Below are 24789 nucleotides of genomic sequence, written 5' to 3'. Positions count from 1 at the left end.
CGCATTGCCGGATTCCGGCAAAGTTCACTAGGGTCTGCATGCCGGTGAGCCGCCATGAACGCATCAGGACCGCGTCAGGGAGTCGAGGGGACGACGTGTCGGAACGAAAGATTCCGGAGCAGTATCTGGAGGGCTACACCCGGATACTGACCGAGGTCGCCGCCACGGGCAGGCGCCTCACCCGCGACGAGCTCGCGTCCCGCCGCGCCCTCGGCGAACAGGCCGCGGAGGCCGGCTTCGGACTGCGCTCCCTCGTCATCGCCCACCTCGCCGCCGCCCGCGGAGCGTGGCCGACCCGGGGCACGGACGCGGCCGACGGCGCGCTCGCGGCCGTGCAGCAGGTGGTGGACGCGTTCGCCGAAGGGTACGAGCGGGCACAACGGCTGGCGGTCCGTCAGGAGGAGGCAGCGCGGCGTGAGTTCATCGACGACCTGCTCTACGGGCGCAGCGACCTGGGCCGGCTGGCCGAGCGCGCCGAACGGTTCGGGCTGCGGCTGTCCCACGAGCACGCCGTCGCCGTCGCCCGGGGCCCCGTCGCCTACGAGGAGGGCGACCCGGTGCCCCGTCAGGTGGAGCGCGCCCTGATCGCCCGGTTCGGCGACCGCAGCATCCTGCTCACCACCAAGGACGGACGGCTGCTGTGCATCGCGCCCGGACACCAACAGGACGTGCTCACCCACTTCGCCAAGCAGGCGCACGCCGCCACGGACGGCGGCCAAGTGGCCGTCGGACGTCCGCAGCCGGGGCCGGGCGGGGTGGTCCAGTCGTACGAGGAGGCGCTGAACGCGCTGGAGATCGCCGAGCGGCTGGACCTGGACGACCCGGTGCTGCGCGCCTCCGACCTGCTGGTCTACCCGGTGCTGGCCCGTGACCGGCAGGCCATGGCCGACCTGGTGCACAACACCCTGGGCCCGCTGACCGAGGCGCGCGGCGGGGCCGGGCCGCTGCTGGACACGCTCACCGCCTACTTCGACTCGGGATGTGTCGCCGCCGAGGCGGCCCGGCGGCTGTCGCTGAGCGTGCGGGCGCTGACGTACCGGCTGGAGCGGATCCACCGGCTGACCGGCGCCGACCCCGGTGACCCGGCGCACCGTTACATGCTGCAGACGGCGGTCATCGGAGCCCGGCTGCTGGACTGGCCGGGCTCGGCGGCGTAGGGACTACCGGTACCGGGGCCGGGCCGCGGGTCAGCCGTCGACGAGGGTGACGTCGTGGTGGCCGGCCGCGTGCGGGACGGGGACGATCAGGATGCCGCTGCCGCGCAGCTCCAGCAGCGTGGCCTCCACCTTGGTCGGGCCCGCTGTCAGGGCGTTCCGCGGGGCCTTGCCGCTGTTCTGCCAGCGGTGCTCCGCTCCGTCGCACACCGCGACGGAGCCGCCGATGCCGTAGTTGACGTGGGGCGTGCTCTGGTTGACCGAGGAGCTGACGTAGACCGGTCCGGTGCCGGCGTCACAGCGGTAGGTGCCGGTGAGGGTGACGGTGCCGTCGGCGGCGATCCGGCCCTCCGGGTCGACGGTGACGTACTCCGCGGGGTCGGACGGCGCGGCCGCCGCCGAGGGGGCCGCCGCGGCGGCGCCGAGCAGCAGCAGCGCGGCGCAGGACGCCGTGCCGAGGAGGGGGCGTACGGGCATGAGGGGGACCTCCGAGGTGAGCGGAAGGGGGACCTCCAGCAGTACCCGCCGCACGGGGGCGCGGCCACTCAGCGTCACCCTTCGGTGGCGGAGCCGCATCGGCCGTCGGGGAACCGTCCCTGCCGTGTCCGGGGACTGTCACGTTTCCCACCGGGCCGTTCCAGCGGGCGGTGCGGGCGGCGCATGGTCGTGGGGTACGACGTGTTCGGCTCGTTCCACCGATGTGGAGGTGCGCCATGTGTGCCCACCGGACGTCCTGCCGGCAGACCGACTCCCCCGCCCCGCACGTGGTGGCCGCCCACCCGGAGCAGGGCTGGACCCTGCTGTGCGACGGCGCGATCGTCTTCGACGACACGGGTGAGTTGCGACCTGACGGTCGCGTCATCGCCCCGCACCGGCTGCCGACGCAGGGCCTGTCAGTCGCCGCCTGACCGCGCCCCCCTCGCTGCCGCGGTCGCGGTCGCGGCCCATCGGCAGACGGCCGCGCCTCGACCGACCGGGTCGCCGTCCGCCCTGCCGGCTGCGCACCCTGCGCTGAGGTGACCGTGCGCGCAGTTCCCCGCGCCCCTGAAGGGGCGCGGGGAACTGCGCGATCAGCCCCCACCGGACCGCGGACGCTCGTCGGCGCTGCCCCCGCACCACGGTGCGCCCGGCCGTGGCGAGCCAGGCGGTCCGGTCAGCCCTGCGCCACGAACCACCGCAGCAGCGACGCCAGCCGTTGCGGGCGGTCCTCCGCGATCAGCGTTCGCGTGTTCCTCAGCTCCACCAACCGCCCTTGCGGCAGCAACTCCGCCAGCATGCGGCCGTGCTCGCGCGGCATCATCAGATCCTCCGTCGCCCAGACGACCAGCGCGGGGCGGTCGAAGCGCCGCAACCCCTGAGCCGCCTCGAGGAGTTCCGTACGCCGAACGTGCGTGTTGTAGTGGCGGAAGTCCCGGCGGATCGCGGGGTCCGTCCGCAGCGGGCGAAGCCAGCGATCGACCAGCTCGTCGGGCAACGGCCGCTTCGTGAGGGCGCCGAAGCCGACCGGAAGCCGGCGCAACGGCTTCCGGCCCAGCACGCGGACCAGCAGCGGAACACCGCCCGGCACACGGCACGCGAGGCCGATCATCCTGCCGGGAAGACCCGGCGGGTAGTTGTCGAAGGCCTCGCAGGAGATCAGCACCAGCCGGGCCAGCCGTTCGGGGTGCCGGGCGGCGACCGTCTGGGCGCGGCCGCAGTCGCTCTCGACGAGGGTGACATCCCTGAGGTCCAGCCGGTCGAGGAACTCGGCGACCAGCTCGTTGACCAGGTCCGGCGTGGGCGGCCGGGTCATCGGCGTGCGGTGCGCCCCGTACGGGAGGGTCGGCGCGACGAGACGGTGGTCGGTGCGCAGTTCGGCGACGACGTGGCGCCAGACGGAGGCGTCGTGCAGCAGACCGTGCAGAAGCACGACCACCGGCCCCTCGCCGCCCGTGTCCTCGTACGCGACGGTCCCCGCGCTCAACTCGATCTCCGGCATCGCTCCAGGCTAGGAGGAGCGGGCGGGCTGCGCCCGGCGGCTCACGGCAGTACCGCGCATCCGTCGAGTTCGACCATCGCCTCCTCGTCCCACAGCCGGACCACCTCCACGACCGCCATCGCCGGATAGTCCCGCCCCGCCAAGCTTCGCCAGATCCGCCCGAGTTCGCGCGCATGCTCGCGGTACGCGGCGACGTCGGTGGCGTAGACGGTGACGCGGGCCAGGTCGGCGGGGGCGCCCCCGGCGGCGCGGAGGGCGGTGAGGAGGTTGGTGAGGGCGCGGGTGAACTGCTCGGGGAGCGTGTCGCCGACGACCTTCCCGTCGCCGTCGAGGGCGGTCTGCCCGGCCAGGAACACCACGCGGGAGCCGGTGGCGACGACGGCGTGCGAGAAGCCGGCGGGCGGGGACAGGTCGGACGGGTTGACGCGCTCGGCGGTCACCGGGCCTCCAGGGTCTTGTACAGCTCCTTGGCGATGATGCCGCGCTGGACCTCGCTCGCCCCCTCGTAGATGCGGGGCGCGCGGACCTCTCGGTAGAGGTGTTCGAGCAGATGGCCCCGGCACAGGGCGCGCGCCCCGTGCAGCTGGACGGCGGTGTCGACGACGTACTGGGCGGTCTCGGTGGCCAGCAGCTTCGCCATCGCGGAGCGACGGGGCACATCCCGCGCGCCCTCGTCGTACGCGGTGGCCGCCGCGTAGACCATCAGGCGGGCCGCCTCCGTGCGGACGGACATCTCGGCGACCTGGTGGGCGACGGCCTGGAGGTCCCCCAGCCGGCCGCCGAACGCGGCGCGCCGGGCGGTGTGGGCGACGGTCGCGTCGAGGGCGGCCTGGGCCATGCCGACGGCGAAGGCGCCGACGCTGGGGCGGAACAGGTTGAGGGTGTCCATGGCGACCCGGAAGCCGGCGTCGGGTTCGCCGAGGACGTCGGCGCCGGTGACCGGCACGCCGTCGAAGCGCAGGGTCCCGACGGCGTGCGGGGCGATCATGTCGAGGCGGCTGCCGGTGAGGCCGGGCCGGTCGGCGGGCACCAGGAAGGCGGTCACGCCGCGCGCGCCGGCGCCGGGGGTGGTGCGGGCGAAGACGGTGTAGAGGTCGGCGTCGGGGGCGTTGGAGATCCAGCACTTCTCGCCGGTCAGCCGCCACCCGTCCGGGCCGTCGCGCTCCGCGCCCAGGGACAGCGCGGCCGCGTCGGATCCTGCGCCCGGTTCGGACAGGGCGAAGGCCGCGACGGCCGTCCCGTCACTCACCCGGGGGAGCCAGTGGTCCCTCTGTGCGGAGGTGCCGTGGGCGTGCACGGGGTGGGCGCCGAGGCCCTGGAGGGCGAGGGCGGTCTCCGCCTCCGTACACGCCTGGGCGAGCGACTCGCGCATCAGGCACAGGTCCAGCGCACCGGAGGCGAAGAGCCGGGAGAGGAGTCCGAGGGCGCCCAACTCGGCGACGAGGGCGCGGTTGACGCGGCCCGGCTCGCCCTTCTCGGCGAGCGGTCCGAGCCGTTCGGCGGCCAGGGCGCGCAGCTCCGCGCACCAGGCGAGTTGTGCCGGTTCGAGCGAGAATGCGGTCATCGCCGGTCCCTTCCCTCGCCGGTGGGCCATCCCGAGGTTATCGCGAACCGTTGACTGCCGTCACCAACACGATACGCTCCTGATGCGAGCCCACCACGCCAAGGGGGCGCATCGACATGAGTCCACGGTTCACCGCGCACGTCGACACCTTCGCCCGTGACCATCTCCCGCCGCCGGACGAGTGGCCCGAACTCCGCTTCGACCTGCCGGAGCTGCGCTACCCCGAGCGGCTGAACTGCGCCGCCGAACTGCTGCACGGCCGGCCCGGCGACCGGCCCGCGTTCCGCACGCCCGACGGCGGGGTCTGGACGTACGGCGAGCTGCGCGCCCGGGTGGACCGGCTGGCCCATCTGCTCACCACGGACCTCGGCGTGGTGCCCGGCAACCGGGTGCTGCTGCGCGGGCCCACCACTCCCTGGCTGGCCGCCTGCTGGCTGGCCGTGCTGAAGGCGGGCGCGGTCGCCGTCACCGTGCTGGCCCAGCAGCGGCCGCACGAGCTGGCCACCGTCTGCGCGCTCGCCGAGGTCCGGCACGCCCTGTGCGACGTGCGCTCCCTCGACGACCTCGTGAAGGCCGAGGTCCCGGACCTGCGCATCGCCACCTTCGGCGGCGGCTCCCGTGACGACCTGCTGCACCGTCCCGCGCCCGACGGGGCGTTCGACGCGGTGCCGACCGCCGCCGACGACGTCGCCCTGATCGCCTTCACCTCCGGCACGACCGGGAAGCCGAAGGGCTGTGCGCACTTCCACCGGGACGTCCTGGCCATCGCCGACACCTTCTCCCGGCACATCCTCAAGCCGGTCGCCGACGACGTGTTCGCGGGCAGCCCCCCGCTGGGCTTCACCTTCGGCCTCGGCGGTCTGGTGGTGTTCCCGCTGCGCGCGGGCGCGAGCGCCCTGCTGCTCGAACAGGCGCACCCCTCCCAGCTGTTGGCGGCGGTCGAGGAGCACCGGGTGTCGGTGCTGTTCACCGCGCCCACCGCCTACCGGGCGATGCTGGCGGAGGCGGAAGGACACGACCTCTCCAGCCTGCGCCGCTGCGTCTCGGCGGGCGAGAACCTGCCCGCCGCGACCTGGCAGGCCTGGCACGACCGCACCGGGCTGCGCATCATCAACGGCATCGGCGCCACCGAGCTGCTGCACATCTTCATCTCCGCCGCGGACGACGCCGTCCGCCCCGGCGCCACCGGCGTCCCGGTGCCGGGCTGGGAGGCGCGCGTGCAGGACGCGGACGGCGTCCCGGTGCCCGACGGGCAGCCCGGACTGCTCGCCGTGCGCGGCCCCGTCGGCTGCCGCTACCTGGCCGACCCGCGCCAGCGGGACTACGTGCGGGACGGCTGGAACGTCACCGGCGACACCTACGTCCGCGACCCCGACGGCTACTTCCGGTACGTGGCCCGCGCCGACGACATGATCATCTCGGCCGGGTACAACATCGCGGGCCCCGAGGTCGAGGACGCCCTGCTGCGCCATCCGGACGTGGTGGAGGCGGCGGTGGTCGGGCGTCCCGACGAGGCGCGCGGCCAGGTCGTGGTGGCGTACACGGTCCTCAAGGAGGGCGCGGAGCGCGACGCGGAGGCGCTGCGGGCCTTCGTGAAGACGGAGCTGGCGCCGTACAAGTGCCCGCGCGAGATCGTCTTCCTGGACACGCTGCCGCGCACGGCCACCGGCAAGCTCCAGCGGTTCCGGCTGCGCACCGGCGCCGGCACCGGAGACGACCAGGGCTGATGCCGGGGCAGCGGGCCGGCGGACACGACCTAAGATGATCAACGTGTCCGACCAGCATGCTCCACGGTCTCTCATCGTCACGCTCTACGGCGCCTACGGCCGGTTCGTGCCGGGCCCGGTGCCCGTCGCGGAGTTGATCCGCCTGCTGGGCGCGGTCGGCGTGGACGCCCCGTCCGTGCGTTCCTCGGTGTCCCGGCTCAAGCGCCGCGGACTGCTGCTCCCGGCCCGCACCGCCCAGGGCGCGGCCGGCTACGAACTGTCCCCGGAAGCACGCCAGTTGCTGGAGGACGGTGACCGGCGCATCTACGCCACCGCGCCGCCCGGCGACGAGGGCTGGGTGCTCGCGGTGTTCTCGGTCCCGGAGTCGGAGCGGCAGAAGCGGCATCTGCTGCGCTCCCGGCTGGCCGGTCTCGGCTTCGGCACGGCGGCGCCCGGCGTGTGGATCGCCCCGGCCCGGCTGTACGAGGAGACCCGGCACACCCTGGAGCGGCTGCGGCTGGACGCGTACGTCGACCTGTTCCGCGGCGAGCACCTCGGGTTCACGGCCACGGCGGAGGCGGTGGCCCGCTGGTGGGACCTGAAGGCGATCGCGGAGCGGCACCGGGCGTTCCTGGAACGGCACGCGCCGGTGCTGCGCGCCTGGGAGCAGCGCGCGGACACCCCGCCCGAGGAGGCGTACCGCGACTACCTCCTGGCCCTGGACGACTGGCGCCACCTGCCCTACACCGACCCGGGCCTGCCCGCCGGGCTGCTGCCGGCGGACTGGCCCGGCACCCGCTCGGCGTCCGTCTTCCGGGCCCTGCACGAGCGGCTGCGGGACGCGGGGGCGGAGTTCGCGAGCCCCTCGGCGGATTCCGAAGCGGACTGAGGAGGGTCCGGCGGGGTCACGCGCCGGGCGCCGGTGTCTCCGCGAGCGGCAGGTCGGACAGGGTGAGCCGGGGCTTGGGGGCGTCGGTGCGGCCGGTGCGGGGCGGGCGGCTGCCCGCGCGGTACTGCGGCGGCCAGACGACGCCCGGACCCTCGTAGCCCTGCTCGGCGGCCGCGTGCAGCGTCCAGTGCGGGTCGTACAGATGCGGGCGGGCCAGCGCGCACAGATCCGTACGCCCGGCCAGGATCAGGGAGTTGACGTCGTCCCAGGAGGAGATCGCGCCGACCGCGATCACCGGGACGCGAGCCTCGTTGCGCACCCGGTCGGCGAACGGCGTCTGGTACGAGCGGCCGAACTCCGGTTCCTCGTCGGCCACCACCTGCCCGGTGGACACGTCGATCGCGTCGGCACCGTGGTCGGCGAAGGCACGGGCGATCGCGACCGCGTCCTGTGCCGTGGTGCCGCCCTCCGCCCAGTCGGTCGCGGAGATCCGCACGGTCATCGGCCGGTCCTCCGGCCACACCGCCCGCACCGCGTCGAACACCTCCAGCGGGAAGCGCAGCCGCTTCTCCAGCGAGCCGCCGTAGGCGTCGGTGCGCCGGTTGGTCAGCGGGGACAGGAAGCCGGAGAGCAGGTAGCCGTGCGCGCAGTGCAGTTCGAGCAGGTCGAACCCGGCCCGCGCGGCCCGCACCGCGGCTGCCGTGAACTGCTCGCGCAGATCGGTGAGCTGCGCGCGGGACAGCTCGCGGGGGGTCCGGCTCCCCGGCCGGTACGGCAGCGGGGACGCGGCGACCAGGGGCCAGTTGCCCTCGTCGAGGGGCTCGTCCATGCCCTCCCACATCAGCTTGGTCGAGCCCTTGCGGCCGCTGTGGCCGAGCTGCACGCCGATGGCCGTGCCCGGCGCGCGGGTGTGCACGAAGTCGGTGATCCGCCGCCACGCCTCCGCCTGCCGTCCGCTCCACAGCCCCGCGCAGCCGGGGGTGATGCGGCCCTCCGGGCTGACGCAGACCATCTCCGTCATCACCAGCCCGGCGCCGCCCAGCGCGCGGGCGCCGAGGTGGACGAGGTGGAAGTCGCCGGGCAGGCCGTCGGCCGCCGAGTACATGTCCATCGGTGAGACGACGACCCGGTTGCGCAGGGTGAGTCCGCGCAGCCGGAACGGGGTGAACATCGGCGGTGTGCCGGGCGGGCAGCCGAAGCCGCGCTCCACCGCCTCGGTGAAGCGGGCGTCGCGCAGCCGCAGGTTGTCGTGGGTGACGCGGCGGCTGCGGGTGAGCAGGTTGAAGGCGAACTGGCGCGGCGGCTGGCGCAGGTACAGGGCGAGGTTCTCGAACCACTCCAGGCTGGCGCGGGCCGCGCGCTGGGTGGAGGCGACGACGGGCCGCCGTTCCGTCTCGTAGGCGTCGAGGGCGTCGGTGAGCGTGGGCTGCTCGCTCAGGCAGGCGGCGAGGGCGAGGGCGTCCTCCACGGCGAGCTTGGTGCCGGAGCCGATGGAGAAGTGGGCGGTGTGGGCGGCGTCGCCGAGCAGCACGACGTTGCCGTGCGACCAGCGCTCGTTGACGACCGTGCGGAAGGTGGTCCAGGCGGAGTTGTTGGAGCGCAGGGGGCGTCCGCCGAGCGCGTCCGCGAAGATCTTGGCGCAGCGCTCGAGGGACTCGGCCTCGTCGAGCTCGTCGAACCCGGCGGCCCGCCACACCTCTTCGCGCATCTCCACGATCACGGTGGAGGCGTCGGCGGAGAACGGGTAGCCGTGCAGCTGCATCACGCCGTGCTCGGTCTCGGCGATCTCGAAGCGGAAGGCGTCGAAGGGGAAGTCGGCGGCCAGCCAGATGTAGCGGCAGCGGTGCGCGGTGATGTGCGGGCGGAACACGTCCGCGAAGGCGGTGCGGGTGGTGCTGTGCACGCCGTCGGCGGCGATGACCAGGTCGTGGGTCTCCGCGAGGCGGGCCGGGTCGGGGGCCTCCGCGCGGAAGCGGAGTTCCACTCCCAGGGAGCGGCAGCGGTGGTGGAGGATCTCCAGGAGGCGACGGCGGCCGAGGGCGGCGAAGCCGTGTCCTCCGGAGGTGTGGCGGGTGTTTCTGTGGACGATGTCGATGTCGTCCCAGCGGACGAATTCGGCCTTGAGGGCGGTGTAGACCTCGGGGTCGGCGTGTTCGATGCCGCCGAGGGTTTCGTCGGAGAGGACGACGCCGAAGCCGAAGGTGTCGTGGGGGGCGTTGCGTTCCCACACGGTGATGTTCCTGGACGGGTCCAGGCGTTTGAGGAGGGCGGCGGCGTAGAGGCCGCCGGGGCCTCCGCCCACGACGGCCACGCTCAGGTGCGGCGCCGTGGGGGCTGGTCGCGCAGTTCCCCGCGCCCCTGAGGGGGTCATCGTCCCCTCCATTTCGGAGCGCGCTTCTCCGTGAAGGCCGCGTGGAACTCGGCGTAGTCCTCGCCGGTCATCAGGAGGGCCTGGGTGGAGGCGTCCAGTTCGACCGACGCCGCGAGCGGCATGTCCAGTTCGGCCGTGAGCAGGGCCTTGGTCTGGGCGTGGGCGAGGGCGGGGCCGTCGGCGAGGCGGCGGGCCAATTCGCGGGCCGCCGTGTCCGCGCCGCCCTCGTCGGCGAGCGCGCTGATCAGCCCGATCCGCTCGGCCTCCGGGGCGCGCACCGGCTCGCCCAGCATCAGCAGCCGGGTGGCGTGGCCGAGGCCGACGACCCGGGGCAGCAGGTAGGCGGCGCCCATGTCGCCGCCGGACAGGCCGACCCGGGTGAACAGGAAGGCGAAGCGGGCGGTGGGGTCGGCGACCCGGAAGTCCGCGGCCAGCGCGAGGACCGCGCCGGCGCCCGCGGCCACCCCGTGCACCGCGGCGATCACCGGGAACGGGCACTCCCGCACCGCGCGGACGACCTGGCCGGTCATCCGGTTGAAGTCGAGGAGCTGGGCGGTGTCCATGGAGAGGGTGGCGCCGATGATCTCGTCCACGTCGCCGCCGGAGCAGAAGCCGCGGCCCTCGCCGCCCAGCACCAGGGCGCGGACGGCCCGCTCCCGGGACAGCTCGGCGAGCAGGTCGCGCAGGTCGGCGTAGGCGCCGAAGGTGAGCGCGTTCAGCTTGTCGGGGCGGGCGAGGGTGACGTGGGCGACGCCGTCGGCGAGCTCGACGCGCAGATGCTCCCAGCGCGCGGTGCGGGTGGCGGAGCCGGTGAAAGGACTCATGAGGGCGGCCTCCTCGGGCGGGCACTGCGCGGCTCAGTGAGGTCTGCCACTCGAAGTTATCACCGGTTGGTGACTGTCGTCACGAGTACGCAATACGCCGTTCGGGCGCCGTCACGCGCGTCACGGAACATCGACACCCCGGTAACGGTGGGGGCGGGCGCGCGAGGCGGGGCCGCCGGGCGGGTAGGCCGCGGTTGCCGGGGCGCAGCGCCCCGGACGGCGCGCCCGGCAGGGCCCCGGTGTCACCCGGTCCCGGGGGCGGGGCCGGGTGAGGCGCGCCGTACCATGGGCACTCGAACACGGGAGCGCCCGCTCCATGAACGGAACCACTGTGCACGAACCCCCCGCCATCCCGACCTCCTGGCGCGTCGCACTGCCGCACACGACCGCGGCCGTGCCCGTCGCGCGTGCCCTGGTGCGCACGGCGCTCGCCGAACGGGATCACTCCGCCGACTGCGACACGGCGGAGCTGCTGACGGCGGAGCTGGTGGCGAACGCCGTGGAGCACACCTCCGGCGCCACCCCGATCGAGCTGGTCCTGCGGCTGCTGCCGACCGGCTTCCAGGTGGAGGTGCACGACGCCGACCCTGAGCCGCCCCGTGACCTCACCCGGCCCCACCTCGAGCTGCCCGACCCGTGGCAGGAGCACGGGCGCGGACTGCTGTTGATCCGCTCGCTCAGCTCGTCGTGCGGGCACCGCCCCACCGAGTCCGGCAAGGCGGTGTGGTTCCGGCTGCCGGGCCAGCGGCGCCCGGTCTGACCCGGCCCCTCAGCCGAGGGTGGCGACCAGGACCGCCTTGATGGTGTGCATACGGTTCTCGGCCTCGTCGAAGACCAGCGAGTGCGCCGACTCGAACACCTCGTCGGTCACCTCCAGCGACGTGAGGCCGTGCGCCTCGTACACGTCCCGCCCGACCGCGGTGCCCAGGTCGTGGAAGGCCGGCAGGCAGTGCAGGAAGCCGACGTCCGGGTTGCCGGTGGCGCGCAGCACGTCCATGGTCACCGCGTAGGGCGCGAGGGCGGCGATCCGCTCGCCCCAGACCTCCTTGGGCTCCCCCATGGACACCCAGACGTCGGTGGCGACGAAGTCGGCGCCCGCCACCCCCTCGGCGATCTCCTCGGTGAGCGTGATCCTGGCCCCGCTCGCCGCGGCCAGCTCCCGGGCGCGGTCGATCACGTCCTGCGCGGGCCAGTACGTCTTGGGGGCGACGATGCGGACGTCCATGCCCAGCAGGGCCGCGGTGACCAGGTAGGAGTTGCCCATGTTGAAACGGGCGTCGCCGAGGTAGGCGAAGGCGATCCCGGTGAGCGGCTTGTCGCTGTGCTCGGTCATGGTGAGCACGTCGGCGAGCATCTGGGTGGGGTGCCAGTCGTCGGTGAGCCCGTTGTAGACGGGCACGCCCGCGAAGGCGGCCAGCTCCTCGACCTTGGCCTGGCTGTCGCCCCGGTACTCGATCCCGTCGTACATCCGGCCGAGCACCCGCGCGGTGTCCTTCACGGACTCCTTGTGGCCCATCTGCGAGCCGGACGGGTCGAGGTAGGTCGTCGACGCGCCCTGGTCGGCGGCGGCGACCTCGAAGGCGCAGCGGGTGCGCGTCGAGGTCTTCTCGAAGACCAGCGCGATGTTCTTCCCGCGCAGGTACGGCGTCTCGGTCCCGGCCCGCTTGGCGGCCTTCAGCTCCGCGGCCAGCTCCAGCAGGCCGCGGAACTCCTCCGCGGTGAAGTCGACCTCCTTGAGGAAGTGACGGCCGGCGAGGGGGGTCGGGACTGTCGCCATGGGGGCGCTCCAGGACTGGGGGACACGAACCGTGGAAGTCTATACGACTAACCGCAATTCTATACAGCGCCACCCTTCTCCACAGCGTCCTACACGGCGTCCCGTTCGACCGGGCAGCTCATGCAGCGCGGCCCGCCCCGGCCCCGGCCCAGCTCGCTGCCGGGGATCTCTATCACCTCGATGCCCTGTTTCCGCAGATGGGTGTTGGTGGTGGCGTTGCGTTCGTAGGCGACGACCACGCCCGGTTCGACGGCCAGCACGTTGCAGCCGTCGTCCCACTGCTCCCGTTCGGCCGCGTGCACGTCCTGGGTGGCGGTCAGCACCCGGATCTCGCTCAGACCGAGCGCGGCGGCGATCGCCCGGTGCATGTGCTCCGGCGGATGGTCGGTGACCTTCAGCTCCTTCTCGTCGGCGCCCGGCTCGATGGTGTACGAGCGGAGCATGGGCAGGCCCGCGTACTGGGTGAAGGTGTCGCCGTCGACCATGGTCATCACGGTGTCGAGATGCATCAGGGCGCGTCTCTTCGGCATGTCGAGGGCGACGATGGTGCGCGCCGAGCCGGCCGCGAACAGCTTGTGCGCGAGCATCTCCACGGCCTGCGGGGTGGTGCGCTCGCTCATCCCGATCAGCACCGCGCCGTTGCCGATCACCAGGACGTCCCCGCCCTCGATGGTGGACGGGTAGTCGGCCTGCCCCTCCGACCACAGACGGAAGGACCCGTCCCGGAACATCGGGTGGTGCCGGTAGATCGCCTCGAAGTGCACGGTCTCGCGCTGCCGGGCCGGCCACCGCATGGCGTTGATGGCGACGCCGTCGTAGATCCAGGCGGAGGTGTCGCGGGTGAAGAGGTGGTTGGGCAGCGGGCGGAGCAGGAAGTCGTCCAGCTCCATCACATGGAAGCGCACGGAGACCGGCTCGGCGTGGGAGTCGAGGAACTCCCGCTTGGTCATCCCGCCGATCAGCGCCTCGGCCAGCTCCGGCGCGGGCAGGGTCTCGAACGCGGCGCGCAGGGGGTCGGTGGCCAGCGGGCCGTACTCCTTCTCGTCGAAGACCCGGTCCAGCACCAGCGCGCGCGCCTCGGGCAGCTCCAGCGTCTCGGTGAGCAGGTCCCCGAAGAGGTGGACGGTGACACCGCGGTCGCGCAGCACGTCCGCGAAGCCGTCGTGCTCCGCGCGCGCCCGGCGCACCCAGAGCACGTCGTCGAAGAGCAGCGCGTCCTTGTTGCTCGGGGTGAGCCTTTTGAGCTCGAGATCGGGCCGGTGCAGGATGACGCGGCGCAGCCGCCCGGCCTCGGAGTCGACGTGGTAGGTCATGCCTCCATCCTGACCGCCGCGGCCCGGGTTCACCCCTGCCCTCGCCGAATCCCGCCCGCCGCACGCGGGAAGCGGACGGGGCGCGGAGGAACGGGCCCTCCGCGCCCCGCGCGTCTCACAGGCGCGGGTCGACCGGCTCCGACTCCAGGGCGAGCACCGCGAACACCGGCTCGTGGACCCGCCACAGCGGCTCCCCGTCGGCGAGGCGGTCCAGGGCCTCCAGGCCGAGGGCGTACTCGCGCAGGGCGAGGGACTGCTTGTGGCCGAGGAAGCGGGACCGCAGCCGCGCCAGGTTCTCCGGCCGGGTGTAGTCGGGGCCGTAGATGATCCGCAGGTACTCCCGGCCACGGCACTTGATGCCCGGCTGCACCAGGCGTCCGGCGCCGTCGCGGGCCAGGGCGCCGACCGGCTTGACGACCATGCCCTCGCCGCCGCGTCCGGTCATCTCCAGCCACCAGTCCACGCCGGCCCGCACCGACTCGGGGTCGGCGGTGTCGACGTAGAGCCGGCGGGTGGTCTGCAGCAGGCCCGTCGGGTCGTGCTCGACCATGCGGTCGATCAGGGCGAGCTGCCGGTCGTGCGGCAGCGCGGCCAGGCTGCGGCCCCGGACGGCGAGGATCTGGAACGGCGCGAGACGCACGCCCTCCAGCCCGTCGGTGGTCCAGCAGTAGCGGCGGTACGCGTCGGTGAAGCCGGCCGCCGCGCCCGCCCGCTCACGCTGGCTCGTCAGCAGCTCGCCCACGTCGACCCCGCGGGCCGCGGCGCCCTCCAGGGCCGCGAGGGCGGACGGGAAGACCGCGCCGGCCGCGGCGCCGACCGCCGCGTACTGGGTGCGCAGCAGCCCGGACGCCTTCAGCGACCACGGCATCAGCTCGGCGTCCAGCAGCAGCCAGTCCGTGTCCAGCTCCTCCCAGAGCCCGGCCTCGCCGGCCGCTGTGCGCAGCCGGCCGAGGATCTCCTCGGTGATGTCCGCGTCGTCGAAGAACGGCCGTCCGGTCCGGGTGTACAGCGAACCGGTCTCGCCCCCGGCCGCGCCGAACCGGCGGGCCGCCACGCCCGCGTCACGGCACACCAGGGCGACCGCCCGCGACCCCATGTGCTTCTCCTCGCACACCACCCGGGCCACGCCGTCCTGCTCGTAGCGGGCGAACGCCTCCACCGGGTGCTCCAGGTAACCGTCGAGCCGCGAGGTGGCGGTGGGCGCCATGGTCGGCGGCAGGTACGGCAGCAGCCGCGGGTCGAGCGCGAACCGGCTCATCACCTCCAGCGCGGCCGCCGCGTTCTCCTCCCGTACGGCCACCCGGCCCATGTGCCGGGTCTCCACGACCCGCCGGCCGTGCACGTCCGCCAGGTCCAGTGGGCGCCCCTCGTGCCCGCCGGGCGCCTCGGTGCGCAGCGGCCGCACCGGCTCGTACCAGACCCGCTCGGCCGGTACGTCGACCAGCTCGCGCTCCGGCCAGCGCAGCGCGGTGAGCTTGCCGCCGAACACCGCGCCGGTGTCGAGGCAGATGGTGTTGTTGAGCCAGGTCGCCTCGGGGACGGGCGTGTGGCCGTAGACGACGGCGGCCCGGCCGCGGTAGTCCTCCGCCCACGGGTAGCGCACGGGCAGCCCGAACTCGTCGGTCTCGCCCGTGGTCTCGCCGTAGAGGGCGTGGCTGCGGACCCGGCCGGAGGTGCGGCCGTGGTACTTCTCGGGCAGACCGGCGTGGCACACCACCAGCCGGCCGCCGTCGAGGACGTAGTGGCTGACCAGTCCCTCGACGAACTCCCGCACCTCGGCGCGGAACTCCTCGCTCTCGCCCTCCATCTGCGCGACGGTCTCGGCGAGTCCGTGGGTGAGCTGCACGTTGCGGCCCTTGAGGTGACGGCCGAACTTGTTCTCGTGGTTGCCGGGCACGCACAGGGCGTTGCCCGACTTCACCATCGCCATCACACGGCGCAGCACGCCGGGGCTGTCGGGACCGCGGTCGACGAGGTCGCCGACGAACACGGCGGTGCGGCCCTCCGGGTGGACGCCGTCGACGTAGCCCAGCTTGCCGAGCAGCGCCTCCAGTTCGGAGGAGCAGCCGTGGACGTCGCCGATGACGTCGAAGGGTCCGGTGAGGTGGGTGAGGTCGTTGAAACGCTTCTCGGTGACGACGGTGGCGTGCTCGACCTCCTCCACGCCGCGCAGCACATGCACCTTGCGGAACCCCTCGCGCTCCAGGTGGCGCAGGCCCCGGCGGAGTTCGCGGATGTGGCGGCGGATGACCCGGCGGGGCATGTCGGCGCGGTCGGTGCGGGCCGCGTTGCGCTCGGCGCACACCTCCTCGGGCACGTCCAGCACGATGGCGATGGGCAGCACGTCGTGCTGCCTGGCCAGGTCGATCAGCTGCCGGCGGGCGTCCTGCTGGACGCTGGTGGCGTCGACGACGGTGCGGCGGCCCGCCGCGAGGCGCTTGCCCGCGATGTAGTGCAGCACGTCGAAGGCGTCACGGGAGGCGCTCTGGTCGTTCTCGTCGTCGGCGACCAGACCCCGGCAGAAGTCGGAGGAGATGACCTCCGTCGGCTTGAAGTGACGCCGCGCGAACGTGGACTTGCCCGAGCCGGAGGCGCCGATCAGCACGACCAGGGACAGGTCGGTGACCGGCAGGGCACGGCCGCGTGCGGCGGCGGTGGTCGTGTCGGTGGTGGTCATGCGGCCTTCGCCTCCTTCGGGGTGCCGAGCCGGAACACGGCCATCTGGGTGGGCGGGCCGACCTCGGGGTCGTCCGGCCCGACGGGCAGGAACTCCACGGCGTAGCCGTGCCGTTCGGCGACGGTGCGGGCCCAGCCGCGGAACTCCTCGCGGGTCCATTCGAAGCGGTGGTCGCCGTGCCGGACGTGCCCGGCCGGCAGGCTCTCCCAGCGCACGTTGTACTCGACGTTCGGGGTGGTCACGCACACCGTGCGGGGGCGGGCGGCGCCGAACACCGCGTACTCCAGGGCGGGCAGCCGCGGCAGGTCGAGGTGCTCGATCACCTCGCTGAGCACGGCGGCGTCGTAGCCCTTGAGACGCCTGTCGGTGTAGGCGAGGGAGCCCTGGAGGAGCGTGACGCGGGACGCCTGCCGCTCGCCCATGCGGTCCAGCTTCAAGCGGCGGGAGGCGATGGTGAGCGCCCGCATCGACACGTCCACGCCGACGATCTCGGTGAACGCCGGGTCCTTCAGCAGCGCCTGCACCAACTGGCCCTGGCCGCAGCCGAGGTCGAGCACCCGCGCGGCGCCCGACGCGCGCAGCACGCCGAGGACCGCCTCGCGGCGCTGCACGGCCAGCGGGGTCGGCTTCTCCTCCTCCTCGGCCTCCGGCGCGACGGCGTTGTCGAGGTCCTCGACCTCGCTGTCGTCCGCCTCGGCCAGCCGGACCAGCTCCAGCCGCTCCTTCGCCTGCCGGGTCAGCGACCAGCGGTGGGAGAGGTAGCGGCGGGTGATCAGCTCCCGCTCGGGGTGGCCGGCCAGCCAGCCGTCGCCGACGCGCAACAGCTTGTCGACCTCGTCCGGGGAGACCCAGTAGTGCTTGGCGTCGTCCAGGACAGGGAGCAGCACGTAGAGGTGGCGCAGCGCCTCGGCGAGGGTGAGGTCCGCGGCCTGAAGGGCCAGGCGTATGTAACGCGAGTCGCCCCACTCCGGGAACTCGGTGTCCAGCGGCACCGGTTCGGCGGTGACCGTCCAGCCGAGCGGCTCGAAGAGGCGGCGGACCAGGTCGGCGCCGCCGCGCGCGGGCAGCGCGGGCACCTCGACGCGCAGCGGCCGCGGGGCGTCCGGCAGCTCCGGACGGGCCGCGCACACACCGCGCATGGCGCTGGAGAAGACCGAGCCGAGGGCGACGGCGAGCAGCGAGGAGGCCGCGTACGGGCGGTCGTTGACGTACTGGGCGAGAGCGGCGTCGGGTGCGCCGCCGCGGCCCCTGCCCTTGCCGCGCCGGACCAGCGCCACCGCGTCCACCTCCAGCAGCAGCGCCGCCGTGCAGCGTTCGGCGTCCGCCTCGGGGTAGAGGACGTGCGCCGTTCCGTACGACGTGGAGAACGCCTGCGCCTTCTCGGGATGCTTGTGCAGCAGATAACCGAGGTCGGTCGCCGGGCGCTGCGCGGAGCCGGTGGTACTGATCGTCAGGAACACGGAGTCACACCTCGAGACACCTTCTGAGCTGGGGGTAGTCACCGGGATTCCGGTGTCGGCCCAACGTACAGGGAAGGTGTCGCGGGGGTCCGCGCATTTTTCGCGCGCACGGGGAGCGGGGCCGCCCCCGGTGGGACGGCCCCGCTCCGACGGTTGGGTCAGGACAGCTGGGACTGGACCTGGGAGGAGATCAGCTCCAGGTGGTCCAGGTCGGACAGGTCGAGCACCTGGAGGTAGATCCGCTGGGAGCCGGCCTCGGCGTAGCGGCCGATCTTGTCGACCACCTCGGCCGGGGAGCCCGCCAGACCGTTCGCCTTCAGCTCGTCGACCTCGCGGCCGATCGCGGCGGCCCGGCGCGCCACCTCCTGGTCGTCGCGGCCGACGCAGACGACGAGGGCGTTGGAGTAGACGAGGTCGCCGGGGTCGCGGCCGGCCTCACGGGCGGCGTCGCGGACCCGCTGGAACTGGGCCGCGGAGTCCTCGACGGACGCGAAGGGGATGTTGAACTCGTCGGCGAACCGGGCCGCGAGGCGCGGGGTCTGCCTGGCGCCGTGGCCGCCGATCAGCACGGGCACCTTGGACTGGGCCGGCTTGGGCAGCGCGGGCGACTTGGTGAGGTCGTAGTAGGTGCCGTGGAAGTCGAAGGTCTTGCCGACCTCGGTGGCCCACAAGCCGGTGACGATCTCCAGCTGCTCCTCGAGGCGGGCGAACCTCTCCTTGGGGAAGGGAATGCCGTACGCCTTGTGCTCCTCCTCGAACCAGCCCGCGCCCAGGCCGAGTTCGACGCGGCCGCCGGACATCTGGTCGACCTGCGCGACCTGGATCGCGAGCACGCCGGGGAGGCGGAAGGTGCCGGCCGTCATCAGCGTGCCGAGGCGGATGCGCTTGGTCTCGCGGGCGAGTCCGGCGAGGGTGATCCAGGCGTCGGTGGGGCCGGGCAGGCCGTCCCCCGATCCCATGCTCAGGTAGTGGTCGGAACGGAAGAAGGCGTCGAAGCCGAGGTCCTCGGTGGCCTTGGCGACGGTGAGCAAGGTGTCGTAGGTGGCCCCCTGCTGGGGCTCGGTGAAGATGCGAAGATCCATGCCTCTTATCCTGCACGCTCCCGGGGGCGGGGGCGCGCGAGGACCGTCGGCATGCCTCGTCGCACGCCGGTGGTACGGCCTGGTCGTGACCGGGGGACGGGAAGATCGTTGGCTCGTTCGGAGCCGGAGCGTCCGGCGCCCGCGCCGGCCCTGTGACGCCGGGGTGTCACCGTGTCGGCCCCCGGGCGGGGCCGTGGGCCGAGGGGACCGTCATGTCGGACGAGCGGAGCAGTGTGCCGCAGGCGGGTCTGCTGGCGCAGATGGACCTGCTGATGGCGGCGCTGAACGCGGACCTGTCCGCGCTGGACGCGAAGCTTCTGGACTCCGGCGGGAGGGGTGAGGCGCCCGGGGCGTCGGGCGGGGGGTGCGCGGCGGAGGCCCGGGCGTCCGCCGCGGAGGATGCGGGCGACGGCCCGGCAACCTGAGACGGCCTCCTCGTCCGGATCAGCCGATCGGAGCAACGGCCGGTCCGGCCGGTGGAGGGCCCGGCCCGCGCCGCAACCGCACCGCGAGGTCGCCCTCGACCGGCTCCAGCAGGTGCTCTGCCCCGTCCCGGGCGGGCGGGACGGAAGCGACGCGCCGCCGGAGTGCAGAAAGGCCTCCGGCCGGGCGGGGAGCGGGCGGGACGGAAGCGACCGCGCCGCCGGCGTCCGACCTCGCGCAGGAAGGCCACCCGCCAGGCGGGAAGCGGGCAGGACGGAAGCGACCGCGCCGCCGGCGTCCGACCTCGCGCAGGAAGGCCACCTGCAAGGCAAGAAACAGGCGGGACCGAGGCGACCGCGCCGCCGGCGTCCGACCTCGCGCGGGAAGGCCTCCGGCCGGGCGGGAAGCGGGCGGGACCAGGACGGTGCGCCGCCCGGTTCCGAGCTCGTGTGGGAAAGCCGCCGGCCAGGCGGTCAGCCGGCCTCCTGCCTGGGTAACGCCGCCTCCCTCTCCGCCAGCTTGCGCAGCATGTCCCGGACGCGGTCCCGGGCCTCGTCCGCCGCGTCGATGGCCTCGACGCAGCTCCAGTACGTCGCCTCGTCGTCGGCGGCGCAGGCGATGCCGACCAGGGCGATGCCGACGTCGCCGAGCAGGCCGCCGAGGTGCATCAGGCACGCGCGGGTCTCCCCCAGCTCGGTGAGCCGGGCCGCGCGCGGCTCGTCGGGGCCGGGCGGCGGCCGGTCGAGGACGCCGCAGCCTCGGCCGGCCAGATCGGCCAGCCCTGTGGCCTCGTCGCGCAGGGGAGGCGGGCCCACGAGGGCCAGGCGGCTCCCTATCGCCTGGGCCAGGGCCTGTGCCTGCCACACCTCGGTCAGCAGCTCCGGCACACCGCCGCCGGCGGCCAGGGCCCTCCTGCTCGTCACGATGAGCCGCACAGCGTCCATGCGCTGCCCCCGTCTGTCCGACGCGCTGCCCACGCGTCCGCATCCGTTGAACTGCTCTGTTCACTACCCAGAGTGAAGCTCTGTGAGACAAAAGGCCAGAGGAAGTCCGAAATCTGCGGACACCACTTGGTATAGGAACGCGTTTTCGACTACGGAGCGTGAGAACGGAAGGCGTGACTCCTAGGCGCGGGGCGGAGCACCGGACCGCTCCGGCCCCGGCACCGGGAACCTGTGCTCGTTCCGCTCGATCTTGTCCGCCAGGGCGGCCAGCGGGTCGACGCCGAGGACCTCGCAGAACTGGAGGAGGTAGGCGAGCACGTCGGCCACCTCGTCGGTGACTCGGTGCGCGGTGTCCGGGTCGTCCATCACCCGGGCGGACTCCTCCGGCGTCAGCCACTGGAAGATTTCCTGCAGTTCGGCGGCCTCCACACCGAGTGCGGCGACGAGGTTCTTGGGCGTGTGGTACGGCTGCCAGTTCCGCGCGGCGGCGAAGTCGGCGAGGCGGCGCTGGAGGGCGGGCAGGTCGGCGGGCCGGGACGCGTCGTCGCGCGGTTCAGTCACGCCTCAGGTGTACCACGGTCGCCCCGGGCACCCCGGCGGCCCAGGTGGCGTCGCTCACGGCGCCGACCAGGCGGATGTGCCCCCGCTCGCACATCCGCGCCGCCAGCGCCAGCAGGGCGGCGCGCTGGGCGGGATCCTGCGCCCGGTCCAGGCCGTCGGCGAGGACGGTGAGGCATCGCAGGGCGTCCGGCACCTCGCCCGGCACGTCGGCCTCCAGTACGCCGGGGCCGGTGAGCAGCACCAGCGCGAGGGCGGTGTAGCGCAGTTCGCCGTCGCCGAGCCGCCGCAGCGTGGTGCGGACGCCGTCGCCGCGGTCGAGCACGGCGCGCACCAGGCGTCCTCCGGCGCACGGTTCGGCGAGGAGGTCGTCGACGGGTCCGGCGCAGCCGACGCGTACCGCGTCCACGAGCAGCGCGTGGCGGCGGGTGCACTCGGAGCGGGTGCGCCACAGCACGTCGGCGAGGTTCTCGCAGTCCGGGAGCAGCCGGCCGGTGCCGGCCGGGACGGGGTCGCGCATCCGCTCGGGGCGGGGGTCGCAGGGGAAGACGGAGCGCAGCGCCACCAGCATCTGCTCGGCGGCGGCCAGCACCCGGAGCTGTCCGGCGGTCGTGCCGGCCACGCGCAGCGGCAGCAGCGCCGTGCCGAGACGGTCGTCGGGGAGGGGCGCGCGGGTGACGGCGGTGGCGCCCGCCGTGTGCCACGCGGCCTGCACGGCGCGGCGGCGGGGGTCGCGCAGCGCGGTCTCCATCAGGACCAGGCCGTCGGCGGACAACCGCTCCCCCACGATGCGCAGTTCGGGCTCCGCCTGGACGGCGACCTCCAGGCGGACCGGGCCCTCGGGGCCGTCGGCGGTGCAGCCGATGCGGAAGCCGCGGCGGCGCTGGGCGTCGGGCCGGGCCCGCTCCGGGACGCAGGCCGACGGGTCCGGGAACACCTCGCCCAGTTCGGCCCCGCCGCCGAGCCGGGCGAGCGCCTCGTACGCGCGCAGCGCGGTGGTCTTGCCGGTGCCGCTGGGGCCGGCGAGCAGGGTGAGGTCGCCCAGGCGGAACGTGCTGCCGCGGTGCCCGGCGAAGGCGGAGAGCAGCAGCTCGGTGACGCGCGGCAGCGTGGGCCGCCGGGCCCGCCCGGCGTCCACGGGCGCGTGCGCGGGGGGTTCGGCGGACTGCCGGGGTACGGTCGCGACCGGCTGGGGCGGGGGCGGCGGGGTCATGCGCCGGACGCTAAACGCTTCCCGTGCCGCCGAACCGTTCCTTCACGGGGCGTTTCCTACGAACGGACGGCGTGCCCGTCCGTACGCGCGGGGCGCGTGAAGCGTCACGCGCCCGGCGCCCCCAGGCCCTCCATCAGTCCGGTGACCTCCATGCCCTCCGGCGTCAGCAGGAAGACGTTGCGGTCGACGCGGTGCATGCCGCTGGCGAGGCCGAAGACGACGCCCGTGCTGAAGTCGAGGACGCGCTTGGCGACATCCGGTTCCGCGCCCGTCAGGTCGAGGAGGACGGGTATGCCCGACATCAGGGTCTCGGCGACCTCGCGGGCGTCCGCGAAGACGTTCACCCGCAGGACGACGAAGCGGCGCCGCGCCTCCGTCCTGGCCTCCGGCATGGCGCGGTGGCCGACCGAGGACGGCCACGCGTCGCGGCCCCGCAGCGGCACGACCTGGGCGAGCCCCTCCCACTGTTCGTCGGTGACATCGTGGCTGCTCACCGGCATGCTCCGTCCCCTGTCGCGCTGGCTGTCTGCATCGGCCAATTCTTACCCATGGTCACCCGTTCGGCCCAATAACGACACGCTCCGCCATGGTTCCGCCCGCAACACCCCGGCGGCGGGCGGCCGTTGACCTGGCCGTCGAACCCGGCTTGCATGGGCGCATGGCTGGTGGGACGGACGATGCGACAGGGCCGGTGCTGGGTTTCGGGACCCAGGAGGACTTCGAGGCGTGGCTGGAGGAGCACCAGGGGGACGCCGAGGGCCTCTGGCTGAAGATCCCGAGGAAGGGGTCCGGGCTGCCCGGCGTCGACTACGCCACGGCGCTGGAGTCCGCGCTGTGCTTCGGCTGGATCGACGGACACAAGAGGAGCCTGGACGAGACCCACTGGATCCAGCGGTTCACCCCGCGCCGTGCGCGCAGCAGGTGGTCCGCCGTCAACCGGCGGAAGGCGCTGGAGCTGATCGAGCGGGGTCGTATGCGGCCGGCCGGGCTGCGGGAGGTCGAGAGGGCCAAGGCGGACGGGCGGTGGGAGGCCGCGTACGCCAGTCCTCGGAGTGCGGTCGTTCCTGATGATCTGCGCGCCGCGCTGGACGCGGCGCCCGTGGGTGCGCGTGAGTTCTTCGACGCGCTGGACAGCCGTAACCGGTACGCGATCCTGCACCGGATCGAGGAGGCGAAGCGGGCGCAGACGCGGGCGGCGCGGATCGAGAAGTTCGTGGCCATGCTGGCGGCGGGCGAGAAGCTCCACCCATGACCGGGGGGTGTTCGCCCCCTCCGCCCCTTCCCGTCCCGACCCCGGGGCTCCGCCCCGGACCCCGCTCCTCAAACGCCGGAGGGGCTGTAATCAGCCACTCCGGCGTTCGGTCAGCCTGCCAGGACCGCCTCCGCCGCGGCCACGCCGCACACCCGTGCCGCCCCGTGGGTGGTGATGTGGACCGCCCCGCGCGGCGTGGACTGGGGGACGCCCATTTCCACGACCACCGTGTCCGGGCCGGCCGCGATCAGCGTGTCCAGGGCCGCCCCCATCCACGGGTGCCGGTGCTCGTCGCGGACCACGGCGACGACCCGCCGCCCGCCGGCCGCGCGCAGCGCCTCCGTGCCGGCGCCGGGGCCGGTGAAGTGGCCGGTGGCGGTGCCCGGGAGCAGCCGTTCCAGCTCCGCTCCGACGCCCCACGGCGTCTCGTCGCCGACCGCGATGTTCGGGGCGGGGCTGAACGTGGCGACGTAGACGGGCGCGGTGACCGGCGCGGGACCGGCGGCGCGGGTGACGGTCACGGCGCGGCGGGCGGCGGTCAGGCCGATCTCCGGCGCCGGGTCGCCGGCGGCGGAGGGCGAGTGGCGCATGCCGGTCGTCCACGCGGCCAGGGACCTGACCCGGGCGGCGGCGTCGGCGAGCCGCTCCTCGGGCAGTTCGCCGGAGCGCACGGCGGTGACCAGGGCGTCCTGGAGCCGCAGCACGGTGTCCTCGTCGGCGAGTCCGCCGCCCACGCAGATCGCGTCGGCGCCGGCCGCGATGGCCAGCACGACCCCGTGTTCGAGGCCGTAGGTGCCGGCGACGGCGCCCATCTCCATGCCGTCGGTGACGATGAGGCCGTCGTAGCCGAGCTCGTCGCGCAGCAGGCCGGTGAGGATGCGCGGGGAGAGGGTGGCGGGGCGGTCCGGGTCGAGCACGGGCACCCGGATGTGGGCGGTCATGACGGCGCGGGTGCCGGCCTCGATGGCGGCGCGGAACGGGCGCAGTTCACGCTCGTGCAGCGTGGTGGCGTCCAGGTCGATCTGCGGGAGCGCGTGGTGGGAGTCGACGCTGGTGTCGCCGTGGCCGGGGAAGTGCTTGGTGCAGGCGGCGACGCCGTGGGACTGCAGGCCCTCGACGTAGGCGGCGGTGTGCCGGGCGACCAGGGCGGGGTCGCGGCCGAAGGAGCGTACGCCGATCACCGGGTTGTCGGGGTTGGCGTTGACGTCGGCCGAGGGCGCCCAGTTGAGGTTGACGCCGCACGCGGCGAGCCGGCGGCCCAGTTCGCGGGCCACCCGCCGGGTGAGGGCGGGGTCGTCGACGGCGCCGAGGGCGTGGTTGCCGGGGAAGGAGGAGCCGGTGCGGACCTCGAGGCGGGTGACGTCGCCGGCCTCCTCGTCGATGGCCACCAACAGGTCGTCCCGTTCGGCCCGCAGCGCGGCGGTGAGGGCGGTGACCTGCTCGGGGTCGGCGACGTTGCGGCCGAACAGGGCGACGGAGACCAGGCCCTCGGCCAGTCTGCGCCGCACCCAGTCGGGTGCGGTGGTGCCGGTGAACCCCGGCTGGAGCACGGCGAGCGCGTCCCGGGTGAGGGTGCCGGCGCCGGTGGTGAATGTCGTCATCTG

23 protein-coding genes are annotated in these 24789 nt (G+C 73.9%); 7 read left to right on the top strand and 16 right to left on the bottom strand.

The features are described 5' to 3' along the window. Positions 1 to 95 precede the first annotated feature (95 nt). The gene (locus ACP7TJ_RS25650; RefSeq protein WP_427765649.1) at positions 96 to 1157 is read left to right on the top strand and encodes a PucR family transcriptional regulator; all 1062 of its coding nucleotides are present in this window, start codon (positions 96 to 98) and stop codon (positions 1155 to 1157) included. A gap of 30 nt (positions 1158 to 1187) precedes the next feature. On the opposite strand, the gene ACP7TJ_RS25645 is transcribed toward ACP7TJ_RS25650, so the two are convergent. Beyond that, the gene (locus tag ACP7TJ_RS25645; RefSeq protein ID WP_427765647.1) at positions 1188 to 1631 is read right to left on the bottom strand and encodes a DUF6299 family protein; all 444 of its coding nucleotides are present in this window, start codon (positions 1629 to 1631) and stop codon (positions 1188 to 1190) included. Between the two features lie 236 nt (positions 1632 to 1867). Here ACP7TJ_RS25645 and ACP7TJ_RS25640 point away from each other — a divergent pair, with 236 nt between their 5' ends. Continuing rightward, positions 1868 to 2062, top strand: coding sequence for a DUF5999 family protein (locus ACP7TJ_RS25640; RefSeq protein WP_427765644.1), 195 nt, complete (start codon positions 1868 to 1870; stop codon positions 2060 to 2062). A 245-nt stretch (positions 2063 to 2307) separates the two neighbouring features. Here the strand turns inward: ACP7TJ_RS25640 and ACP7TJ_RS25635 are convergent, their stop codons facing one another. Genes ACP7TJ_RS25635 through ACP7TJ_RS25625 form a run of 3 tightly spaced genes read right to left on the bottom strand, consistent with a single transcriptional unit; the run spans position 2308 to position 4696 of the window. Beyond that, positions 2308 to 3132, bottom strand: coding sequence for an alpha/beta fold hydrolase (locus tag ACP7TJ_RS25635; protein ID WP_266401673.1), 825 nt, complete (start codon positions 3130 to 3132; stop codon positions 2308 to 2310). A gap of 41 nt (positions 3133 to 3173) precedes the next feature. Continuing rightward, on the bottom strand, positions 3174 to 3572 hold the full coding sequence (locus tag ACP7TJ_RS25630; protein WP_167743752.1) for a RidA family protein: 399 nt from the start codon (positions 3570 to 3572) through the stop codon (positions 3174 to 3176). Continuing rightward, positions 3569 to 4696: an acyl-CoA dehydrogenase family protein gene (locus tag ACP7TJ_RS25625; protein WP_427765640.1), complete on the bottom strand. Its 1128-nt coding sequence runs from the start codon at positions 4694 to 4696 to the stop codon at positions 3569 to 3571. Before ACP7TJ_RS25625 ends, ACP7TJ_RS25630 begins: the two co-directional genes overlap by 4 nt. Before the next feature lie 116 nt (positions 4697 to 4812). Between ACP7TJ_RS25625 and ACP7TJ_RS25620 the strand changes: the two genes are divergently transcribed. Both ACP7TJ_RS25620 and ACP7TJ_RS25615 read left to right on the top strand, forming a co-directional pair. Continuing rightward, a complete protein-coding gene (locus ACP7TJ_RS25620; protein ID WP_427765637.1) occupies positions 4813 to 6423 on the top strand; it encodes an AMP-binding protein in 1611 nt (536 codons plus the stop codon). 34 nt (positions 6424 to 6457) lie between these two features. After that, positions 6458 to 7291, top strand: coding sequence for a PaaX family transcriptional regulator (locus ACP7TJ_RS25615; RefSeq protein ID WP_266401663.1), 834 nt, complete (start codon positions 6458 to 6460; stop codon positions 7289 to 7291). A 16-nt stretch (positions 7292 to 7307) separates the two neighbouring features. On the opposite strand, the gene ACP7TJ_RS25610 is transcribed toward ACP7TJ_RS25615, so the two are convergent. Then, the gene (locus ACP7TJ_RS25610; RefSeq protein ID WP_266401661.1) at positions 7308 to 9662 is read right to left on the bottom strand and encodes a bifunctional salicylyl-CoA 5-hydroxylase/oxidoreductase; all 2355 of its coding nucleotides are present in this window, start codon (positions 9660 to 9662) and stop codon (positions 7308 to 7310) included. Then, positions 9659 to 10486 carry an enoyl-CoA hydratase family protein gene (locus ACP7TJ_RS25605; RefSeq protein ID WP_266401658.1) on the bottom strand — a complete coding sequence of 276 codons (828 nt, stop codon included), beginning with the start codon at positions 10484 to 10486 and terminating at the stop codon, positions 9659 to 9661. Before ACP7TJ_RS25605 ends, ACP7TJ_RS25610 begins: the two co-directional genes overlap by 4 nt. A gap of 316 nt (positions 10487 to 10802) precedes the next feature. On the opposite strand from ACP7TJ_RS25605, the gene ACP7TJ_RS25600 reads away from it, so the two are divergent. Then, the gene (locus tag ACP7TJ_RS25600; RefSeq protein ID WP_093766345.1) at positions 10803 to 11246 is read left to right on the top strand and encodes an ATP-binding protein; all 444 of its coding nucleotides are present in this window, start codon (positions 10803 to 10805) and stop codon (positions 11244 to 11246) included. Positions 11247 to 11255: 9 nt separating this feature from the next. On the opposite strand, the gene argF is transcribed toward ACP7TJ_RS25600, so the two are convergent. The 5 genes from argF to ACP7TJ_RS25575 all read right to left on the bottom strand — a co-directional run bounded on the left by argF (position 11256) and on the right by ACP7TJ_RS25575 (position 18795). Then, entirely contained in the window at positions 11256 to 12263 is a 1008-nt protein-coding gene (gene argF / locus ACP7TJ_RS25595; protein ID WP_427765631.1) for an ornithine carbamoyltransferase, read from the bottom strand. An 89-nt stretch (positions 12264 to 12352) separates the two neighbouring features. Beyond that, positions 12353 to 13576 (bottom strand): arginine deiminase, encoded by a 1224-nt coding sequence (locus ACP7TJ_RS25590; protein ID WP_167743746.1) that lies wholly within the window; start codon positions 13574 to 13576, stop codon positions 12353 to 12355. 115 nt (positions 13577 to 13691) lie between these two features. Beyond that, a complete protein-coding gene (locus ACP7TJ_RS25585; RefSeq protein WP_093766348.1) occupies positions 13692 to 16253 on the bottom strand; it encodes a polynucleotide kinase-phosphatase in 2562 nt (853 codons plus the stop codon). Further along, the gene (locus tag ACP7TJ_RS25580; protein WP_404714784.1) at positions 16250 to 17713 is read right to left on the bottom strand and encodes a 3' terminal RNA ribose 2'-O-methyltransferase Hen1; all 1464 of its coding nucleotides are present in this window, start codon (positions 17711 to 17713) and stop codon (positions 16250 to 16252) included. The genes ACP7TJ_RS25585 and ACP7TJ_RS25580 overlap by 4 nt, the downstream gene beginning before the upstream one ends. A gap of 158 nt (positions 17714 to 17871) precedes the next feature. Continuing rightward, positions 17872 to 18795 (bottom strand): LLM class F420-dependent oxidoreductase, encoded by a 924-nt coding sequence (locus ACP7TJ_RS25575; RefSeq protein WP_427765626.1) that lies wholly within the window; start codon positions 18793 to 18795, stop codon positions 17872 to 17874. Positions 18796 to 19007: 212 nt separating this feature from the next. On the opposite strand from ACP7TJ_RS25575, the gene ACP7TJ_RS25570 reads away from it, so the two are divergent. Then, the gene (locus ACP7TJ_RS25570) at positions 19008 to 19220 is read left to right on the top strand and encodes a hypothetical protein (protein WP_427765623.1); all 213 of its coding nucleotides are present in this window, start codon (positions 19008 to 19010) and stop codon (positions 19218 to 19220) included. Positions 19221 to 19691: 471 nt separating this feature from the next. Here ACP7TJ_RS25570 and ACP7TJ_RS25565 read toward each other — a convergent pair whose 3' ends face one another. From ACP7TJ_RS25565 to ACP7TJ_RS25550, 4 genes are all read right to left on the bottom strand, one after another. Further along, a complete protein-coding gene (locus ACP7TJ_RS25565) occupies positions 19692 to 20162 on the bottom strand; it encodes a DUF6099 family protein (RefSeq protein ID WP_093766540.1) in 471 nt (156 codons plus the stop codon). 180 nt (positions 20163 to 20342) lie between these two features. After that, positions 20343 to 20723 carry a nucleotide pyrophosphohydrolase gene (locus ACP7TJ_RS25560; protein WP_167743743.1) on the bottom strand — a complete coding sequence of 127 codons (381 nt, stop codon included), beginning with the start codon at positions 20721 to 20723 and terminating at the stop codon, positions 20343 to 20345. Then, positions 20716 to 21933 carry a biotin transporter BioY gene (locus ACP7TJ_RS25555; RefSeq protein WP_093766352.1) on the bottom strand — a complete coding sequence of 406 codons (1218 nt, stop codon included), beginning with the start codon at positions 21931 to 21933 and terminating at the stop codon, positions 20716 to 20718. Before ACP7TJ_RS25555 ends, ACP7TJ_RS25560 begins: the two co-directional genes overlap by 8 nt. 104 nt (positions 21934 to 22037) lie before the next feature. Then, entirely contained in the window at positions 22038 to 22433 is a 396-nt protein-coding gene (locus ACP7TJ_RS25550) for a cell division protein SepF (RefSeq protein ID WP_093766353.1), read from the bottom strand. A gap of 158 nt (positions 22434 to 22591) precedes the next feature. On the opposite strand from ACP7TJ_RS25550, the gene ACP7TJ_RS25545 reads away from it, so the two are divergent. After that, entirely contained in the window at positions 22592 to 23185 is a 594-nt protein-coding gene (locus tag ACP7TJ_RS25545; RefSeq protein ID WP_189908888.1) for a YdeI/OmpD-associated family protein, read from the top strand. Between the two features lie 110 nt (positions 23186 to 23295). Here ACP7TJ_RS25545 and ACP7TJ_RS25540 read toward each other — a convergent pair whose 3' ends face one another. Continuing rightward, positions 23296 to 24786 (bottom strand): glycoside hydrolase family 3 protein, encoded by a 1491-nt coding sequence (locus ACP7TJ_RS25540; RefSeq protein ID WP_367473567.1) that lies wholly within the window; start codon positions 24784 to 24786, stop codon positions 23296 to 23298. Between the last annotated feature and the right edge of the window lie 3 nt (positions 24787 to 24789).

This window comes from Streptomyces sp. DSM 41931, from assembly GCF_050271085.1.
Taxonomy (GTDB): domain Bacteria; phylum Actinomycetota; class Actinomycetes; order Streptomycetales; family Streptomycetaceae; genus Streptomyces; species Streptomyces albogriseolus.
This window is presented reverse-complemented; position numbering and strand designations above follow the sequence as displayed.

Coding starts and splice junctions, on each gene's coding strand:
- ACP7TJ_RS25645 (WP_427765647.1), bottom strand. CDS start 1,631: ATGCCCGTACGCCCCCTCCTCGGCACGGCGTCCTGCGCCGCGCTGCTG.
- ACP7TJ_RS25640 (WP_427765644.1), top strand. CDS start 1,868: ATGTGTGCCCACCGGACGTCCTGCCGGCAGACCGACTCCCCCGCCCCG.
- ACP7TJ_RS25635 (WP_266401673.1), bottom strand. CDS start 3,132: ATGCCGGAGATCGAGTTGAGCGCGGGGACCGTCGCGTACGAGGACACG.
- ACP7TJ_RS25625 (WP_427765640.1), bottom strand. CDS start 4,696: ATGACCGCATTCTCGCTCGAACCGGCACAACTCGCCTGGTGCGCGGAG.
- ACP7TJ_RS25620 (WP_427765637.1), top strand. CDS start 4,813: ATGAGTCCACGGTTCACCGCGCACGTCGACACCTTCGCCCGTGACCAT.
- ACP7TJ_RS25615 (WP_266401663.1), top strand. CDS start 6,458: ATGATCAACGTGTCCGACCAGCATGCTCCACGGTCTCTCATCGTCACG.
- ACP7TJ_RS25610 (WP_266401661.1), bottom strand. CDS start 9,662: ATGACCCCCTCAGGGGCGCGGGGAACTGCGCGACCAGCCCCCACGGCG.
- ACP7TJ_RS25605 (WP_266401658.1), bottom strand. CDS start 10,486: ATGAGTCCTTTCACCGGCTCCGCCACCCGCACCGCGCGCTGGGAGCAT.
- ACP7TJ_RS25600 (WP_093766345.1), top strand. CDS start 10,803: ATGAACGGAACCACTGTGCACGAACCCCCCGCCATCCCGACCTCCTGG.
- argF (WP_427765631.1), bottom strand. CDS start 12,263: ATGGCGACAGTCCCGACCCCCCTCGCCGGCCGTCACTTCCTCAAGGAG.
- ACP7TJ_RS25590 (WP_167743746.1), bottom strand. CDS start 13,576: ATGACCTACCACGTCGACTCCGAGGCCGGGCGGCTGCGCCGCGTCATC.
- ACP7TJ_RS25585 (WP_093766348.1), bottom strand. CDS start 16,253: ATGACCACCACCGACACGACCACCGCCGCCGCACGCGGCCGTGCCCTG.
- ACP7TJ_RS25575 (WP_427765626.1), bottom strand. CDS start 18,795: ATGGATCTTCGCATCTTCACCGAGCCCCAGCAGGGGGCCACCTACGAC.
- ACP7TJ_RS25570 (WP_427765623.1), top strand. CDS start 19,008: ATGTCGGACGAGCGGAGCAGTGTGCCGCAGGCGGGTCTGCTGGCGCAG.
- ACP7TJ_RS25565 (WP_093766540.1), bottom strand. CDS start 20,162: ATGGACGCTGTGCGGCTCATCGTGACGAGCAGGAGGGCCCTGGCCGCC.
- ACP7TJ_RS25555 (WP_093766352.1), bottom strand. CDS start 21,933: ATGACCCCGCCGCCCCCGCCCCAGCCGGTCGCGACCGTACCCCGGCAG.
- ACP7TJ_RS25550 (WP_093766353.1), bottom strand. CDS start 22,433: ATGCCGGTGAGCAGCCACGATGTCACCGACGAACAGTGGGAGGGGCTC.
- ACP7TJ_RS25545 (WP_189908888.1), top strand. CDS start 22,592: ATGGCTGGTGGGACGGACGATGCGACAGGGCCGGTGCTGGGTTTCGGG.
- ACP7TJ_RS25540 (WP_367473567.1), bottom strand. CDS start 24,786: ATGACGACATTCACCACCGGCGCCGGCACCCTCACCCGGGACGCGCTC.